This is a genomic window from Hydrogenophaga sedimenti (assembly GCF_051857515.1).
Lineage (GTDB): Bacteria > Pseudomonadota > Gammaproteobacteria > Burkholderiales > Burkholderiaceae_C > Hydrogenophaga.
On record NZ_JBPZHA010000009.1, the window covers coordinates 143,135 to 158,973 of the forward strand.

The window sequence follows — 15,839 nt, forward strand, 5'->3', positions numbered from 1 at the left end:
GTTCCACGGCATCCTGGACTGGACTTCCCTTCAATCCGCACAGAACCGACGCAGCAGCCGCTCCAGATCGGCGGCGAAGGTCACCGCGTCGAACAGCGGGCTGCGGCCCGCGGTCTCGCGCAGGGTCCGGCGCAGCAGACTCAGCCGGGCCACCGCCGCCGGGCGGTCTGCGGCCAGCGCGGCCGCCCTGGCCACGTAGTCGTCCTCGCTGTGCGCGACCCAGTCGCCCAGCCCCACGTTCTCCAGCATCGCCTGACCCTGGCGGCCCAGCATGCCGGGCGTCGCCAGCGCCAGCGTCGGCACCCCCATCCAGATCGCTTCGGCGGTCGTCGTGCCGCCGGGGTACGGGAAGGTGTCGAGCAGCACGTCGATCTCGGCGTACTGGCCGAGGTAATGCTCGCGCGGCAGGTTGGTGGAAATGAAGACCCGGCGCAGGTCGATGCCCGCCGCGCGCAGCCGCGCGCGCATGCGCAACACCTGCTGCTCTTCCTCGAAGCGGCCGTTCTGCAGCCGCAGCACCGAGGCCGGCACCGCGTCCAGCACGCGCTTCCAGAGCGCCAGCACGCTGTCGTTGATCTTGCTGGCGTTCTGGAAGCAGCCGAAGGTGATCCAGGGCAGCGTGGCCATCGGCGGCTCCAGCGCCACCTCGGGTGCCTTGGCCGGCGGCGTGAGGCACAGCCGGGTGTGCGGCATCTGCAGCAGGCGCTCGGTGAAGAAGCGCTCCTCGCCCGCAGGCACGCAATGCGGGTCGGCGATCACCGCGTCGATGAAGGGCAGCCCGGTGGTGCCGAAGTAGCCCAGCCAGGACACCTGCCGCCGTGCCGGCCGGCGCATCAGCACGCCGATGCGGTTGCCGGTAGTGTGGCCGCTGAGATCCAGCAGCAGGTCGAGGTCGTCGGCCGCGATGGTGTCAGCCACGCGCTGGTCGGTCTCGTCCAGGATGTCGCGCCACTGGCCGAAGGCGCCGCGAATGCGCTCGGGCACAAAAGCGCCCCTGGCCTGGTTGGCGTAGGCAAACAGGTCCACCTCGCGCTGGCGCAGCGCGTCCAGCACCGTCTCCAGGAAGTGGCCCACAGGATGCAGCCGCAGGTCGGCCGAGAGGACGCCGACCCGCAGGCGCCGGCCGACCGGGCGCGGCGGCGCGGGTGCCAGGACCAGGCCGCGGCGCACGGCCTCGACGTGCACCGCGCGGCCGTGCTTCTCGCTCAGCTCGCGCACCCGGTCCAGGTCCACCGGATGGCGGTAGTGCAGCGAAAACAGGTAGTTGCTCAGGGTCTCGGTGTGGCCGGGCTGGATCGACAGCGCGCGCTCGTAGTGCGCCAGCGATTCGGCGAAATCACCCAGCCTGGCGGTCACGCAGCCGAGCGCGAACTGCAGACCGGCGTGGGCCTCATCGGCGGCCGGTTGCAGCACCTCCAGCGCCTTTTGCGGGTCGCGCAGGTTGTTCAGGTGGATCGAGGCCAGGTTCACCCGTGCCTGCGTGTTCGCCGGGAAGCGCCGCACCAGGTCTTCGAGCGCCATGTGCGCCTCGTGCATCAGCTCCAGCCGAAACAGCGCGGTCGAATAGTTCAGCAGCAGCGGTTCGTCGTCGGGCAGTTGCTGCACCAGGCCCTTGAGCATGGCGTGGGCTTCGCGGTTCTTCGACAACGCGAGAAACACGGTGGCGAGGTAGCGCCGAACCGGCACCGAAGCGGGGTCGGCCGCCATGGTGCGCAGCAAGACCTGCTCGGCCTCGTGGTAACGCCCCTGCCCGCCCAGCCGCCGCGCCTGGGCCAGTGCCGGCGCCGACGGATCGGCACCGGGCGCCAGGCTCACCGTCTGCACCGGCCGCGTGGGTGCCGGCGCGGCGTGTGCCACGGGTGCGGCTGAAGGCTGGGCACCGGTGCGGGTCAGCTGGCCCGAGATCGTGACGCGGGAGCGGGTCTGGGCGGTGGCGGGCGCGGGGACGGGGGGACGGGACATGGGCGGGGGAAAAAGAATGTCGGCAGGCGACTCAGCCGGCGGTCTGCGCCTTGATGCGCTCTTCGTTGATCTGGCCGGCGCGCTGCAAGGCCGGACGTGCCCTCAGGCGGGTGACGTAGTCCACGAACACCGGGCGGTTCTCGATGGTGCCAAACATCAGGCCCCAGGACAGGCTGGAGCCGACATACACGTCGGCGGCCGTGAACTGTTCCCCACAGATGTAGGTACCGGGCCGCAGCGCCGTCTCCAGAGCATCCAGGGTGTCGGCGTAGCTGCCGAAGCCGGCCATGGCCGCCCGCCCTTCGGGCACGACCCAGCCCATCGCCTTCGCGGTCACCGCCTGCTCCAGCGGACCGGCGGCAAAAAACAGCCAGCGCAGGTAGGGCGCGCGCTGCGGTGAGGTCGGCGCCGGCGCCAGACCGGCCTGCGGAAACGCATCGGCCAGGTAGGCACAGATCGCGGCGGCCTCGGTCACCACCACCGCGCCATGGCGGACCGCCGGCACCTTGCCCATGGGGTTCACGGCCCGGTATTCGGCCGACTTCATCTCGGGACCGTATCCCAGCCAGACGGTCTCATAAGGCTGGCCCAGCTCTTCCATCATCCAGTGCGCAATGCGGCCGCGGGACTGGGGGTTGGTGTAGAAGGTCAGGTCGCTCATGAATTCCTCCGGTGTGGTCGGTGGCGAAAGGTCGATGCTAGCCGGTGGCTGCAAGGGGGACAACCGAGCAGGCAAAATGGCGGGATGACCGCCGTTTCCTCCCCCCGCCCCGTCCGCTCCCAGTACGAAGACTTCATGCGCCACGTCTATGAAAACGGCGTGCAGAAGGGCGATCGCACCGGCACCGGCACGCGCAGCGTGTTCGGCCACCAGATGCGCTTCGACCTCAACGAAGGCTTCCCGCTGGTCACCACCAAGAAGGTCTTTCTGAAGGCCATCATCGTCGAGCTGCTGTGGTTCCTGCGCGGCGACTCCAATGTGAAGTGGCTGCAGGAACGCGGCTGCACCATCTGGGACGAATGGGCGCGCGAAGACGGCGAACTGGGCCCGGTGTACGGCGTGCAGTGGCGCAACTGGCCCAAGCCCGGCGGTGGGCATGTGGACCAGATCAGCGAGGTGATCAAGCAGCTCAAGAGCACCCCCGACAGCCGCCGCATCATCGTCAGCGCCTGGAACGTGGCCGACCTGGACCAGATGGCGCTGATGCCCTGCCACGCCTTCTTCCAGTTCTACGTGGCGCCCGCCACCGAACCCGGCGGCCGCGGCAAGCTCAGCTGCCAGCTCTACCAGCGCAGCGCCGACATTTTCCTGGGCGTGCCCTTCAACATCGCCAGCTACGCGCTGCTGACCCACATGCTGGCGCAGCAGTGCGACCTCGATGTGGGCGACTTCATCTGGACCGGCGGCGACTGCCACATCTACAGCAACCACCACGAACAGGTGGAACTGCAGCTCTCCCGCCAGCCCTTTGCCTACCCGACACTGAACATCAAACGCCAGCCGGCCTCGATCTTCGACTACGCATACGAAGACTTCGAAGTGCTCGGCTACGAATGCCACCCAGCCATCAAGGCGCCGGTGGCGGTTTGATCACCCGCCGCCAGCTCTGGGCGCTGCTGGCCCTCACGCTCATGTGGGGCGTCAACTGGCCCATGATGAAGCTCTCGCTGCAGCAGCTCTCGCCGCTGTACTTCCGTGCCAGCACCATGCTGCTGGGCGCGAGCTGGCTGTTCGTCTATGTCGCGGCCCAGGGCGAACGCATGAAGCCCGCCGGCCGCGAATGGCTGACCATCGCCACGCTGGGTCTGCCCAATGTGCTGGGCTGGCACACGCTGTCGATCTTCGGCGTGCAGGAACTGGCCTCGGGCCGCGCCGCCATCCTGGGTTTCACCATGCCCATCTTCACCGTGCTGCTCGGCGCCGCGTTCTTCGGCGAGCACATCACGCCGCGCGTGCGGCTGGCGGTGGCCTGTGTGAGCCTGGCGATCGGCCTGCTGCTGTGGCACGAGTTGCAGCGCCTGTCGGGCCGTCCGGCCGGTGTGGCCTGGATGCTGGGCGCCGCTGCGTCTTGGGCGCTGGGCACGCTGATGTTCCGCCGCGCGCAGCTCACGCTCTCGCCGCTGGTCGTCACGGTCTGGATGCTGCTGCTGGGCAGCGCGGTGCTCTGGGTGCTGGCGCTGTCGCTGGAGCCGCTGCCGAGCCCGTCGACCTTCTCCGCCCGCATGTGGGTCAGCCTGGTCTACGGGGTGCTCATCAACTACGGCTTCGCGCAGCTGATCTGGTTCGGCTTGGCGCGCAACCTGCCGCCGGCCACCAGCGCGATGAGCGTGATGGCGATCCCGCTGGTCGGCACGCTCAGTGCCACCGTCATCACCGGCGAAATGCCGCACTGGCAGGACTGGCTGGCCATGGTGTTCGTGATGGTCGCGATCGCCAGCGTGCTGCTGCCGACCGGGGCACTGCGTCGCGGCACAGGCGCGGCACAATCGCCCGATGCCTGAGACCACCGCCCCCACCCTCAATCTGATCTACGCCCGCGCCGCCAACGGCGTGATCGGCAAGGACAACCGGCTGCCCTGGCACCTGCCCGAGGACCTGGCCCACTTCAAACGCACGACCATGGGTTGCCCGGTCATCATGGGCCGCAAGACCTGGGACTCGCTGCCGCCACGCTTCCGGCCGCTGCCGGGGCGCCTGAATCTGGTGCTCACCAACGACCATGCCTGGCACGCCGAAGGCGCCGAAGTGGTGCACAGCCTGCCCGATGCACTCGCGCGGTGCCCGGCCGGCCAGGACGCCTGGGTCATCGGTGGCGCACAGGTCTACGCACTGGCCCTGCCGCTGGCGCGGCGCATCGTCGTGACCGAGATCGCGCAGGACTTCGAGGGCGACGCCCACGCCCCGGTGCTCGGCCCGGAATGGGTCGAAACCGCGCGCGAGGCGCACGTGGCCGCCAGCGGCCTGCCCTTCGCCTTTGTCACCTACATCCGCTCCGCCTGAGGAAACCCATGCAACTCGCCACTTGGAACGTCAACTCCCTCAATGTGCGCCTGCCGCAGGTGCTGGCCTGGCTGGCCGCCAACCCGGTCGACGTGCTGGCCCTGCAGGAACTCAAGCTCACCGACGACAAGTTCCCGGTACAGGCCTTCACCGAGGCCGGCTACCACGCCCAGTGGTTCGGGCAGAAGACCTACAACGGCGTGGCCCTGCTGAGCAAGACGCCCGCGGCCGATGTCATCAAGAACATCCCGGGGTTTGAAGACGAGCAGTCGCGCGTGCTGTGCGCCACCATCGACGGCGTGCGCGTGATCGGCGCGTACTTCCCGAACGGACAGGAGCCGGGCAGCGACAAGTTCGCCTACAAGATGCGCTGGCTCGACGCGATGCGCGAATGGGTGCGGGCCGAGCTGCAACAGCACCCGCAACTGGTGCTCATGGGCGACTACAACATCACCTTCGACGATGCCGACGTCTGGGACCCGGTGGGCCTGCACGAGACCATCCACTGCACCACCGAGGAACGCCACCAGCTGCAGGGTCTGATCGGCCTGGGCCTGCACGACGCGCACCGCCTGTTCGAGCACCCGCCCAAGACCTTCAGCTGGTGGGACTACCGCATGCTCGGCTTCCAGAAGAACCGCGGCCTGCGCATCGACCACATCCTGGTCACCGACGCCCTGAAGGCCCGCACCACCGCCTGCGAAGTCGACCGCGTACCGCGCAAGAACCCGCAGCCCAGCGACCACGCACCCGTGGTGCTGACGCTGGACTGAAGAACCGCCACGAGAGAACCGTCCAGAAGCACCGCGGAACCGGCTTCGCCGGGCCGCAGATGCTGCCCCCTCTCAGGGGGAAGGCGCGTCAGCGCCGCAGGGGGTCATTCAAGATCCAGTTCCTGGATCTTGCGCGTGATGGTGTTGCGGCCGATGCCCAGCTTGTGGGCGGCCTCGATGCGGCGCCCGCGCGTGTTGGCCAGCGCAGTGAGGATCAGGCCGGTCTCGAAGCGCCGCGTGAGCACGTCCCAGACATCGGTGCGCCCGGCTTCGAGCAGTGCGCGCGCTTCGGCCTGCAGGCCGGCTTCCCAGGCAGAGGCTGCGGCCGGAGCCGTAGCAGCCGCCACCACGCCGCCCTGGAGGGGCATTGCCAGCTCGGGCGCCGCCGCCGGCACCCATTCCGCCATGGCCGGCGGTGTGGCCGTCAACGGGGGCACCACCTGCGGCTCGGCGCCGACCAGCGATGGCTCCGGCGCGGCCGCCACCGAGCCCACCATGGACAACACCTCCGGCGGCAGGTCCTTCACCTCGATCACCTGCGCCGGCGCCATCACGGTCAGCCAGTGGCAGACGTTTTCGAGCTGGCGCACGTTGCCGGGGAAATCGAAACCGCTGAGCAGGCGCAGGGCCGGGTCGGAGATGCGCTTGGGCTCCACGCCCAGCTGCTTGGCGCTTTGCTGCAGGAAATAGCGCGTGAGCATCGGCACGTCTTCGCGCCGCTCGCGCAGCGCCGGCAGACGCAGGCGGATCACGTTCAGGCGGTGGAACAGGTCTTCGCGGAAGCCACCTTCCTTGACCCGCTGCTCCAGGTTCTGGTGGGTCGCAGCGATCACGCGCACATTGGCCTTGACCGCGCTGTGGCCGCCGACGCGGTAGAAATGGCCGTCGGACAGCACGCGCAGCAGGCGCGTCTGCAGATCGAACGGCATGTCGCCGATCTCGTCGAGGAACAGCGTGCCGCCTTCGGCCTGCTCGAAGCGGCCGCGGCGCATGGTCTGCGCACCGGTGAACGCGCCACGCTCATGGCCGAACAGCTCGGACTCCAGCAGGTCTTTCGGAATCGCCGCCGTGTTGATGGCGACAAAAGGGCCATCGGCGCGCGGCGAGTGCTTGTGCAGCGCGCGCGCGACCAGTTCCTTGCCCGAACCCGACTCGCCGGTGATCAGCACCGTGACCTGGCTCTGAGAGAGGCGACCGATGGCACGGAACACGTCCTGCATCGCCGGCGCCTGGCCGAGCATTTCCGGCGCACCGGTGACGGACTCGTGCGCCACTTCCTCGCGCTGGCTCTCTTCGACCGCGCGGTGGATCAGCTCCACCGCCTTGGGCAGGTCGAACGGCTTGGGCAGGTATTCGAAGGCCCCGCCCTGGAACGCCGACACGGCGCTGTCCAGATCGGAGAACGCGGTCATGATGATGACCGGCAGGCCGGGCAGCTTCTCCTTGACCTTCTCCAGCAGGTCCAGGCCCGACCCACCCGGCATGCGGATGTCACTGACCAGGATCTGCGGTCCTTCGCTCTCGGGCGTTTCGTTCAGTGCCTTGAGCACTTCCTGCGGATTGGTGAAGCTGCGGGTCGGCAGGTTCTCGCGCAACAGCGCCTTCTCCAGAACGAAGCGGATCGATTGGTCGTCATCCACTATCCAGATCGGCTTCATGTGTGCGTCTTCCCTTCCTCAGTCGAGGCGTTTCGGTTTCATGGCAACGGAATCAGCAATTTGAAATCCGTGTGGCCTGGCGCGCTTTCACATTCGATCAGTCCGTGGTGCTGCTGCACGAAAGTCTGCGCCAGGGTCAGCCCCAGCCCGGAACCACCTTCACGCCCCGACACCAGCGGGAAAAAGATGCGGTCCTTGATCGACGCGGGCACGCCCGGCCCGTTGTCGATCACATGCAATTCCAGTGCCAGCCGATAGCGCTGTTTGCCGAAGGTCACCTGCCGGCCCACGCGGGTGCGCAGCGTGATCTGTGCGTCGCCCGCCGCCATGCGTTCGGCCAGCGCCTGCGCTGCGTTGTGTGCGATGTTGAGCACCGCCTGGATCAGCTGCTCCTTGTCGCCGCGGAACTCGGGAATCGAGGTGTCGTAGTCACGGATCACCTTCAGCCCGCGCGGGAACTCGGCCACGATCAGCGCACGCACACGCTCGCAGACTTCGTGGATGTTGACGTCGCCGACCACATGCGGTCGGCGGTGCGGCGCGAGCAGGCGATCGACCAGCGACTGCAGGCGGTCGGCCTCGTGGATGATGACCTGGGTGTATTCGGTCAGCTGCTTGTTGTCGAGCTCGAGTTCCAGCAACTGCGCCGCACCCCGGATGCCGCCCAGCGGGTTCTTGATTTCGTGCGCGAGGTTGCGGATCAGTTCCTTGTTGGCCTGCGCCTGGTCGATCAGGCGCTCCTCGCGCTCCTGCCGCGTCTGCTGCTCCAGCGGCAGCAACTCGACAATCACTTCACCGGACACCTCGGTCTGCGCCACCACCACGTGCACCGGCAGCGGATCGTGGGTCGTGCGCTTGAGCCAGGCGTCGTAACGCAAGGCCGCGAACTCGTTGACGCGGGCGCCCGACAGCGCGTTTTCCAGCAGCTGCGGTTCTGTGAAACAGTCCTGGAGCTGGGCGCCACTGATGCTGCGGCGGGAAATGCCCAGGGCATCTTCGAGCGCGGCGTTGGCAAACAGCACCACACCGTCGGACCCCACCACCGCCACCAGGGTGGCGAGCAGGTCCAGCGAATGAAACCGGCTGAGGGCCGACGAAGGGCTGAGGGGGTCCCGGACGTTCGCTGTCGCGTCGTGGCCGGGAAGCGGGGATGGGGGTATGGCGTGCTTGATCAAGCGGCCTATTTTGCGGCACTTTCCGGTGCCGCCGGCGAACCCGCGGCGGCTGGTGCGGCCGGCGCCGGTGTGCCGCCCATGCGCGAGAGCTCGCGCCGCAAGCCATTGACGTCCCCCTCGGCCCGGGTCACCGCCGTCTTCAGTTCGGCCACGCGGTCGAGGTACCGCTGGTGGTTGCGCGATTCGATGCCTTCCTTCTCGGGCTGTCCGTTGGCATAGGCTTTCTGCGCCTGGGCCAGGCGGTCCTCGGCCTTGCGCAGTTCGGCTTCAAGAATCTGGCGGGCGTCGCTGTCGCGTGCGCGCTGCTCGGACGAATCGTTGCGCGGCGCCGCCTTCGGCGCCGAGGACGACTGCGCAGCGCGTGGTGCCGCCTGGGGCGCCGTGCCCTGGATGATCGTGATGTTGCCGCCCTCCATGGGCTTGCAGCCCTTGGCCTTGGCCACCGTGGCGTTGTTGGTGTACTCGTTGCCGCAGCGGTAGATGCGCTCCTGCGCCATGACAGGACTCAGGCAGGCAGCAACGGCCAGCAGGGCAACCACCTTCAACGGATCCACGGCAACGGATAGGGACAACACGGACACTCCTGGCGCCAGGGGCGCAAACATCGGCATCTTTCAGTATGGCCGAAAAATTGGCGCGATATTGCCAGAGCCCGACCCGGAATCCCTGGTTTGCCCGCGGACGGCACAAAAAAAAGGACGGCCGAAGCCGTCCTCTTTGCCTGGAACACCCGGAAAACCCGGGTGGCCAATCACAGGCTGAAGTACATGTCGAATTCGACCGGCGCCACTTCGATGCGGCTGCGGTTGACTTCGGTCATCTTCAGGTCGATGTAGGCGTCCAGCATGGAGTCGGTGAACACGCCGCCCTTGGTCAGGAAGGCGCGGTCCTTGTCCAGATACTCCAGCGCCTGGTCCAGGCTGTGGCAGACGGTCGGCACCAGCTTGTCCTCTTCCGGCGGCAGGTGGTACAGATCCTTGGTGGCGGCTTCGCCCGGATGGATCTTGTTTTCCACGCCGTCCAGACCGGCCATCAGCAGGGCCGCGAAGCCCAGGTACGGGTTCATCAGGGGATCGGGGAAGCGGGCTTCCACACGACGACCCTTGGGGTTGGCCACGTACGGGATGCGGATCGAGGCCGAGCGGTTCTTGGCCGAGTAGGCCAGCTTCACCGGGGCTTCGAAGTGGGGCACCAGACGCTTGTACGAGTTCGTGCCCGGGTTGGTGATGGCGTTCAGGGCACGGGCGTGCTTGATGATGCCGCCGATGTAGTACAGCGCGAACTCGGACAGGCCGGCGTAACCGTCGCCGGCGAACAGGTTCTTGCCGTCTTTCCACACGGACTGGTGCACGTGCATGCCGGAACCGTTGTCACCGTGGTAGGGCTTGGGCATGAAGGTGGCGGTCTTGCCGTAGGCGTTCGCCACGTTCTGGATCACGTACTTCTGCAGCACGGTCCAGTCGGCGCGCTCGACCAAGGTCGAGAAACGGGTACCGATTTCGTTCTGACCAGCGCCGGCCACTTCGTGGTGGAACACTTCGACGGGAATGCCCAGGCTTTCCAGGATCAGGGCCATCTCGGCGCGCATGTCTTGCGTGCTGTCGACCGGGGGCACGGGGAAGTAACCGCCCTTGACGGACGGACGGTGGCCACGGTTGCCGCCTTCGAGCTTGGCACCGGTGTTCCAGGGAGCTTCGTACTCTTCGATTTCGTAGAAGCTGCGGCCCGGCTCGGTGCTCCAGCGCACGCCATCGAACAGGAAGAATTCGGGTTCCGGACCGAAGTAGGCGGTGTCGCCCAGGCCAGATGCCTTCAGGTAGGCTTCAGCGCGCTTGGCGATGGAGCGGGGGTCGCGATCGTAGGACTTGCCGTCGGCCGGCTCGATCACGTCGCAGGACAGGATCAGCGTGGTCTCTTCGAAGAAGGGATCGATGTTGGCGGTGTTCGGATCGGGGATCAGCTGCATGTCCGATGCTTCGATGCCCTTCCAGCCAGCGATGGAGGAGCCGTCAAAGGCGTGGCCGGAAATGAACTTGTCTTCGTCAAAGTGGGAAACGGGCACCGTGGTGTGGTGCTGCTTGCCACGGGTGTCGGTGAAACGGAAGTCGACGAATTTGACTTCGTTGTCTTTCACCAGTTGCATCACGTCTGCGACGGTCTTGGCCATCAAAAAGCTCCTGTTGCTGTGTGGGTGGAATCGCGAAGGGAAAAAGCAGTTTCTGTGCCACCAGATTCCGATCTGAACCGGACCGACAGCGGCTGGCTTGCCCAACGCGCATTATCCATGCAGTCCGTGGGCCACCCCGGCCCGGAAAGCGCCCACCAGCGCGACCGGCTCACCGGAATTCTGAAGAGGGGTCATCGCATCCCCTCGTCATAAACGCACCAAATTGGTGTCTTTTGATGATCTATTTTGGTGCAATCAATTTCGCACCAATTCAGGGCCTAGGTCGGCACCATGCTGCCGCAACCCGGCCAGCAGATCCGGGAAGGCCGCGGCCACCGCGTCGGGCGTGCCCTTGACCCCCAGTTCAATGTGGCGCCCATGCTCCGGGTGATCGACGCTGGGCAGGCTGAAGACCTTGACGGGATGCCCACGTTCAATGGCCTCCATCAGAGGTGTCAGCGTCGCCTCCATCGCCCCCTTGACCACAACCGAACGCTCCAGCCACTCGCCGCGCCGGTGCAGATGCCCATATTGACTGTCCAGCAGCGATTCGATCATTGGCCAGGCCATGACCGGAAACCCGGGCACGAAATGCACCGTCCCGCCGCCGGACCCGTCGCAGCTGAAGCCCGGGATCTTGTTGTAGGGGTTGGGAATGATCCGCGCGCCGTCTGGAAACACGCCCATGTTGAAACGGTGCACGTTGTCGGGCCGGTCCGGGTCGTAGGTCTCGCCCCGCTCGGAGGCCAGGTCCTTCATCCGCTGCTCGATCAGGTCGCGCGCCTGCGGATGCAGCACCAATTCCAGCCCCAGGGCCGCCGCCGCGCACTGCCGGGTGTGGTCATCGGGCGTCGCCCCAATGCCGCCGCAACTGAACACGATGTCGCTGCTGGCGAACGCGTCGCGCAGCGCCCCGGTGATGCGTTGGCGGTCATCGCCAATGCAGCGCGCCCACGACAGCGACAGCCCACGCGCCGACAGCAGTTCGATCACCTTGGGCAGGTGTTTGTCGGCGCGCTTGCCCGACAGGATTTCGTCGCCAACGATGATGAGGCCGAAGACAGGCGTGGAGACCGGTGTGTTTTCCATGGTGTGCGTCAGGACTGGGGCGGAAGCAGTTCGCCTCCACCGGCCGGAGACGGCGGCAAAGGGACCGCGGTACCACTGGCCTGACCGGGAACGGCGTCCACCACCTCCACCGCGGTCTGTGCCCGCAGCTTCTGCAGGGCCGCAAGGCAGAAGTGGGCAAACCAGAGCGACGAGAAAGCGAACACCAGCGTGTAGATCCAGATCGCCACCGGCACCAGCAACGGCGCCAGGGCGACAAACATCGCACCCGACGCCCACAGCAGACTGGGCGCCGCGCCCAGGTAGCCACTGATCACGCCCATCAGCAGCAGGCTGCCACGGTGCTCGCGCAGGATGGTCTTGCGCTCGGCGGTGCTGGCATGCAACGAAAGCGCGTCGAAGGCGAATACACGGTAGGTCAGCCAGCCCCAGATCAGCGGCGGCAGGATGAGGACCAGCGGCGGCACCAGCCAGAACGGCATCGACAGCACCAGCGCCACCGCCGCCACCACGGTGGACCCCAGCGACCAGGCCAGGCTGACCCACAGGGACCCGCCGCGCTTCTTGTCCAGTGATGCAAAGCGGCGCTGCCCGACCAGATCCACCATCGCCGGCGTCATGAAAAACGCGACCAGCAGCAGGCTCAGCAGCACGATCACCGGCGTCGCCAGCACCAGCACCACCAGCGGCGCAAACACCGTGCGCAGGTACCCCAGGCCGACACCATCGAGCCAGCCCAGGAAACTCTGCACCAGCGACCAGGCCTGGAGCCAGTCGGACACCGCCTGGACGGCAAAGTCCCAGCCGAAATAGCCCAGGCCAAACGACAGCGCCACCATCAACACCAGCGGCAGGAACGAAAGACCGATGACCCGCGGATGCATGCAATAGGCCACCGCGCGCCAGAACGAATCGAAGAGCTGAGTCATCCGGTCAGAATACAGGTTTTCGCTGTGGTCCGGCGCTGCCCCGCCCGAGGAGAACCGATTGGACAGTGTCGACATTCACGGTGTGCGACTGGAAATGGCACACATCCCCGGCTCACCCGAAGTGGCCCCGCTGCTGTTCCTGCACGAAGGTCTGGGCAGCGTGTCCCTGTGGGCGCAACGGGGCCGGGACTGGCCGCGCGAAGTGTGTGCGGCCACGGGCCGGGCCGGCTGGCTGTTCTCCCGCCGCGGCTATGGGCAATCCGACCCGGTCCGGGATGTCCGGGGCGAATCCCGGATGGACGGCTTCTGGCACATCGGCCGCCACGAACCCGACTACATGCACCGGGAGGCTCTGGAAGTGCTGCCGGAACTGCTGTGTCGGCTGGACATCCGCCAACCCGTGCTCGTCGGGCATTCGGACGGTGCCACCATCGCCCTGCTGCACGCCAGCCGCCATCCCGTCTCTGCCTGCGTGGTGATGGCTCCGCACCTGTTTGTCGAGGAGGTGTCAATCCGGTCGATCGAACAGGCGCGGCAGGCCTACCTGGCCGACCCCGGCGAGCGCGGCCTGCGGCAACGTCTGGCCCGCCATCACCGGGATGTCGACAACGCGTTCTGGCAGTGGAACGACGTCTGGCTCAGTCCCGCCTTCCGGAGCTTCGACATCCGCAGCGACTGCCAGTCGATCCGTGCTCCGTTGCTGGCCATCCAGGGGCTGGACGATGAGTACGGCAGCATGGACCAGCTCAGATCCGTCCAGGCCGCGGTGCCCGGGGCCACCCTGCTGGCGCTGCCCGACTGCGGACACAGCCCCCACCGCGACCAGCCCGACCTGCTGACGACCAGCCTGAGCGGCTTTTTGCGGGATCTGGCCTGAGTCTGGCGCCTCCCACATTCGCGGGATATGCCATTCGCCCCGGTTTGGGCACAATTGCCGCCGGTTTTCAGGGCTTCGCCCTCCAGGGTGACTGCCCCGTCCTGCGGACATCCGCCGCCGGTACGCCAACCTCATCCCCCGTTTTGGACATCCGCTGCGGTCAGGCCGGCCCATGCCAGCCTGAAAGTACGCCTTCATCACCAAGGAATTCACGTTCTTCCCGTGTCAGATTGCGACACTTACCCCCTGCTTACCGGCCGATTCAATACATTTGGTAACTCGGCTTTCCGACTTTTTCCATGAACTTGTTGAGCAATCCCTGGCTGCTGGCCCTGCTCGCGCCCGCCCTTCTGGGTGTCGGCGCGCTGCTGTACCGCGCCTGGGATGCGCGCAAGACCAAGGCCCGGCGGCGGATTCCCAAGCAATGGCCCCTGGACACCCGCGCCATTGCCAACACCGAAGAACTCCAGGTCTGGCACTGGCTGGGACGCGCGTTCTACGACCATCACGTGATGATCAAGCTGCCGGTCACGCGCTTCACGCTGCCGCGCAACCGGGAGGAAGGCATGGAGTGGTACCGCCTGCTGGGCGGCGTCTACAGCACGTTCACCATCTGCAAGACCGACGGCCGCGTGGTCGGCTGCGTCGATGTCCCGGGCCGCACCGGCATTCCGAGAAGCACCCGGCAGATCAAACACTCCCTGCTGACCCAGTGCGGTCTGCCCTACTGGGTGGTGCGCTCGTCCAACCTGCCGACCGTTTCCGAGATCCGTGCCGAGTTCCTGGGTGAGACGCCGACGGCGCAGACCCTGCGGGAACGCGAGCAGGAAGAGCGGGCCATCATCGCGGCGCAAGCCAACCTGCGCTCGGCCATCACCCGCCAGCGCAACAACCGCCACAGCGACTTCAGCCCGCTGTCGACCTGGCCGGGCAGCACGACTGGCGACTCCCGCGTCAGCGATCTCGGCTCGCAGTGGCAGGACAACTCGTTCATCATCCCGCTGGACAGCCGCAAGGGCGATCTGCTCTGAAACCGGCCCTACGCCCGCTTGCGGGTCAGCGCATCCACTTCGTCACCGGTCAGCCAGCGCCACTGGCCCGCGGGCAGATCCTCCGCCAGGCTGAGCTCACCGATGCGCGAACGGTGCAGAGCCTCGACCCGGTTGCCCACCGCCGCCACCATGCGTTTGACCTGGTGGTATTTGCCCTCGGTCAGTGTCAGCTCCAAGGCATGCGTTCCAACGGCCCGGCATTCTGCGGCGCGCACCGGCGCCGGGTCGTCGTCCAGCACCACCCCTTCCAGCAGCCTGGACACCTGCCGATCATCAAGCGGGTGTTTGACCGTGACCTCATAGACCTTGGGCACGTGGTGACGGGGTGAGGTCAGGCGATGGATGAACTTTCCATCGTCGGTCATCAGCAGCAGACCGGTCGTGTCCTGATCGAGCCGGCCCACGGCCTGCACCCCTGCCGCGGCACCACCGCCACGCTGCCGCAAAGGCCCCGGCAACAGGGTATAGACGCTGGGATAGGTGCTGGGTTTCTGCGAGCACTCGTAACCGGCCGGCTTGTGCAGCATCAGATAGGCACGCTCCTGGTATTGCCAGCGCACGCCCTGCACCCAGAACACCAGGCCGTCGGTGTCCACCTCCAGACCAGGATCCTCGCAAGCCAGGCGCTCCTCGCCCAGCTGGACGTGCCCCATCTGCACCAGACCGCTGCAGACGCGCCGGGTGCCAAAACCCTGTGAAAACAATACTTCGCCCAGTGCCAGCATGAGACGCCAAAAGCAAAGCCCCCCGGTCGTTGTCGACCGAGGGGCTGTTGAGTGGTGGAGCTGGGGGGATTTGAACCCCCGTCCGCAAGCCTTCTTCGCGCAGTTCTACATGTGTAGCCGTCTGTTTTGGATCTCGCTTCCCGCAACGCGCAGCAGCACGCTTTGCGGGACGCCAGCAACCTTGGATCTCGTCGGCCGCCAAGTTGCCCGGCGACCGACCAGCCTATGAAATTATCTTTGCAGCCTGGACCCTTGCGGCTTGCGCCGTTCGGACCCTTGCCCAGCCCATAGGCCTGCTGTTGCAAAGCTCACCGGCAATTAAGCGGCGAGTGCGAAACGTTCGTCGTTTGCAGTTAGTTTTTTTCTGCGGTTTAACGAGGTGACAGAACCTCGACATGCCCTGCTGCGTGTCCGAACCCACGTCGAAACCAGTGCAGCCCCTGAACCCGTCA

At 66.6% G+C, this 15,839-nt stretch carries 15 protein-coding genes and 1 other RNA gene; 6 read left to right on the forward strand and 10 right to left on the reverse strand.

Annotated elements, in window-relative coordinates:
* Positions 1–30 precede the first annotated feature (30 nt).
* Both ACS5NL_RS15740 and ACS5NL_RS15745 read right to left on the reverse strand, forming a co-directional pair.
* The gene (locus ACS5NL_RS15740; RefSeq protein ID WP_439354868.1) at positions 31–1,962 is read right to left on the reverse strand and encodes an O-linked N-acetylglucosamine transferase, SPINDLY family protein; all 1,932 of its coding nucleotides are present in this window, start codon (positions 1,960–1,962) and stop codon (positions 31–33) included.
* A gap of 31 nt (positions 1,963–1,993) precedes the next feature.
* Positions 1,994–2,623: a glutathione S-transferase family protein gene (locus tag ACS5NL_RS15745; protein WP_439354869.1), complete on the reverse strand. Its 630-nt coding sequence runs from the start codon at positions 2,621–2,623 to the stop codon at positions 1,994–1,996.
* Between the two features lie 84 nt (positions 2,624–2,707).
* Between ACS5NL_RS15745 and ACS5NL_RS15750 the strand changes: the two genes are divergently transcribed.
* Genes ACS5NL_RS15750 through ACS5NL_RS15765 form a run of 4 tightly spaced genes read left to right on the forward strand, consistent with a single transcriptional unit; the run spans position 2,708 to position 5,736 of the window.
* Positions 2,708–3,553 carry a thymidylate synthase gene (locus tag ACS5NL_RS15750; protein ID WP_439354870.1) on the forward strand — a complete coding sequence of 282 codons (846 nt, stop codon included), beginning with the start codon at positions 2,708–2,710 and terminating at the stop codon, positions 3,551–3,553.
* On the forward strand, positions 3,550–4,464 hold the full coding sequence (locus tag ACS5NL_RS15755) for a DMT family transporter (protein WP_439354871.1): 915 nt from the start codon (positions 3,550–3,552) through the stop codon (positions 4,462–4,464). The genes ACS5NL_RS15750 and ACS5NL_RS15755 overlap by 4 nt, the downstream gene beginning before the upstream one ends.
* Entirely contained in the window at positions 4,457–4,963 is a 507-nt protein-coding gene (locus tag ACS5NL_RS15760; RefSeq protein WP_439354872.1) for a dihydrofolate reductase, read from the forward strand. The genes ACS5NL_RS15755 and ACS5NL_RS15760 overlap by 8 nt, the downstream gene beginning before the upstream one ends.
* An 8-nt stretch (positions 4,964–4,971) precedes the next feature.
* Complete coding sequence (locus ACS5NL_RS15765) at positions 4,972–5,736, forward strand: exodeoxyribonuclease III (protein ID WP_439354873.1); 765 nt, start codon at positions 4,972–4,974, stop codon at positions 5,734–5,736.
* Positions 5,737–5,840: 104 nt separating this feature from the next.
* Here the strand turns inward: ACS5NL_RS15765 and ntrC are convergent, their stop codons facing one another.
* From ntrC to ACS5NL_RS15795, 6 genes are all read right to left on the reverse strand, one after another.
* On the reverse strand, positions 5,841–7,394 hold the full coding sequence (ntrC, locus tag ACS5NL_RS15770; RefSeq protein WP_439354874.1) for a nitrogen regulation protein NR(I): 1,554 nt from the start codon (positions 7,392–7,394) through the stop codon (positions 5,841–5,843).
* Positions 7,395–7,432: 38 nt separating this feature from the next.
* Positions 7,433–8,464, reverse strand: a complete 1,032-nt coding sequence (gene glnL / locus ACS5NL_RS15775) for a nitrogen regulation protein NR(II) (RefSeq protein WP_439354958.1) — start codon at positions 8,462–8,464, stop codon at positions 7,433–7,435.
* Between the two features lie 110 nt (positions 8,465–8,574).
* Positions 8,575–9,066 carry a hypothetical protein gene (locus ACS5NL_RS15780; protein WP_439354960.1) on the reverse strand — a complete coding sequence of 164 codons (492 nt, stop codon included), beginning with the start codon at positions 9,064–9,066 and terminating at the stop codon, positions 8,575–8,577.
* Between the two features lie 254 nt (positions 9,067–9,320).
* Positions 9,321–10,736 carry a type I glutamate--ammonia ligase gene (glnA, locus tag ACS5NL_RS15785; protein WP_439354875.1) on the reverse strand — a complete coding sequence of 472 codons (1,416 nt, stop codon included), beginning with the start codon at positions 10,734–10,736 and terminating at the stop codon, positions 9,321–9,323.
* A gap of 255 nt (positions 10,737–10,991) precedes the next feature.
* The gene (locus tag ACS5NL_RS15790; RefSeq protein WP_439354876.1) at positions 10,992–11,825 is read right to left on the reverse strand and encodes a competence/damage-inducible protein A; all 834 of its coding nucleotides are present in this window, start codon (positions 11,823–11,825) and stop codon (positions 10,992–10,994) included.
* An 8-nt stretch (positions 11,826–11,833) separates the two neighbouring features.
* Positions 11,834–12,733, reverse strand: a complete 900-nt coding sequence (locus ACS5NL_RS15795) for an EI24 domain-containing protein (RefSeq protein ID WP_439354877.1) — start codon at positions 12,731–12,733, stop codon at positions 11,834–11,836.
* Between the two features lie 94 nt (positions 12,734–12,827).
* Between ACS5NL_RS15795 and ACS5NL_RS15800 the strand changes: the two genes are divergently transcribed.
* Entirely contained in the window at positions 12,828–13,610 is a 783-nt protein-coding gene (locus tag ACS5NL_RS15800; protein WP_439354878.1) for an alpha/beta fold hydrolase, read from the forward strand.
* Between the two features lie 299 nt (positions 13,611–13,909).
* Complete coding sequence (locus tag ACS5NL_RS15805) at positions 13,910–14,641, forward strand: hypothetical protein (RefSeq protein ID WP_439354879.1); 732 nt, start codon at positions 13,910–13,912, stop codon at positions 14,639–14,641.
* An 8-nt stretch (positions 14,642–14,649) separates the two neighbouring features.
* Here ACS5NL_RS15805 and ACS5NL_RS15810 read toward each other — a convergent pair whose 3' ends face one another.
* Together ACS5NL_RS15810 and ssrA are read right to left on the reverse strand one after the other, a co-directional pair.
* Complete coding sequence (locus ACS5NL_RS15810; protein WP_439354962.1) at positions 14,650–15,384, reverse strand: 16S rRNA pseudouridine(516) synthase; 735 nt, start codon at positions 15,382–15,384, stop codon at positions 14,650–14,652.
* Between the two features lie 55 nt (positions 15,385–15,439).
* Positions 15,440–15,828, reverse strand: a transfer-messenger RNA (tmRNA) gene (ssrA, locus tag ACS5NL_RS15815).
* Positions 15,829–15,839: the final 11 nt, after the last annotated feature.

Coding starts and splice junctions, on each gene's coding strand:
- ACS5NL_RS15740 (WP_439354868.1), bottom strand. CDS start 1,962: ATGTCCCGTCCCCCCGTCCCCGCGCCCGCCACCGCCCAGACCCGCTCC.
- ACS5NL_RS15745 (WP_439354869.1), bottom strand. CDS start 2,623: ATGAGCGACCTGACCTTCTACACCAACCCCCAGTCCCGCGGCCGCATT.
- ACS5NL_RS15750 (WP_439354870.1), top strand. CDS start 2,708: ATGACCGCCGTTTCCTCCCCCCGCCCCGTCCGCTCCCAGTACGAAGAC.
- ACS5NL_RS15760 (WP_439354872.1), top strand. CDS start 4,457: ATGCCTGAGACCACCGCCCCCACCCTCAATCTGATCTACGCCCGCGCC.
- ACS5NL_RS15765 (WP_439354873.1), top strand. CDS start 4,972: ATGCAACTCGCCACTTGGAACGTCAACTCCCTCAATGTGCGCCTGCCG.
- ntrC (WP_439354874.1), bottom strand. CDS start 7,394: ATGAAGCCGATCTGGATAGTGGATGACGACCAATCGATCCGCTTCGTT.
- ACS5NL_RS15780 (WP_439354960.1), bottom strand. CDS start 9,066: ATGGCGCAGGAGCGCATCTACCGCTGCGGCAACGAGTACACCAACAAC.
- glnA (WP_439354875.1), bottom strand. CDS start 10,736: ATGGCCAAGACCGTCGCAGACGTGATGCAACTGGTGAAAGACAACGAA.
- ACS5NL_RS15790 (WP_439354876.1), bottom strand. CDS start 11,825: ATGGAAAACACACCGGTCTCCACGCCTGTCTTCGGCCTCATCATCGTT.
- ACS5NL_RS15795 (WP_439354877.1), bottom strand. CDS start 12,733: ATGACTCAGCTCTTCGATTCGTTCTGGCGCGCGGTGGCCTATTGCATG.
- ACS5NL_RS15800 (WP_439354878.1), top strand. CDS start 12,828: ATGGCACACATCCCCGGCTCACCCGAAGTGGCCCCGCTGCTGTTCCTG.
- ACS5NL_RS15805 (WP_439354879.1), top strand. CDS start 13,910: ATGAACTTGTTGAGCAATCCCTGGCTGCTGGCCCTGCTCGCGCCCGCC.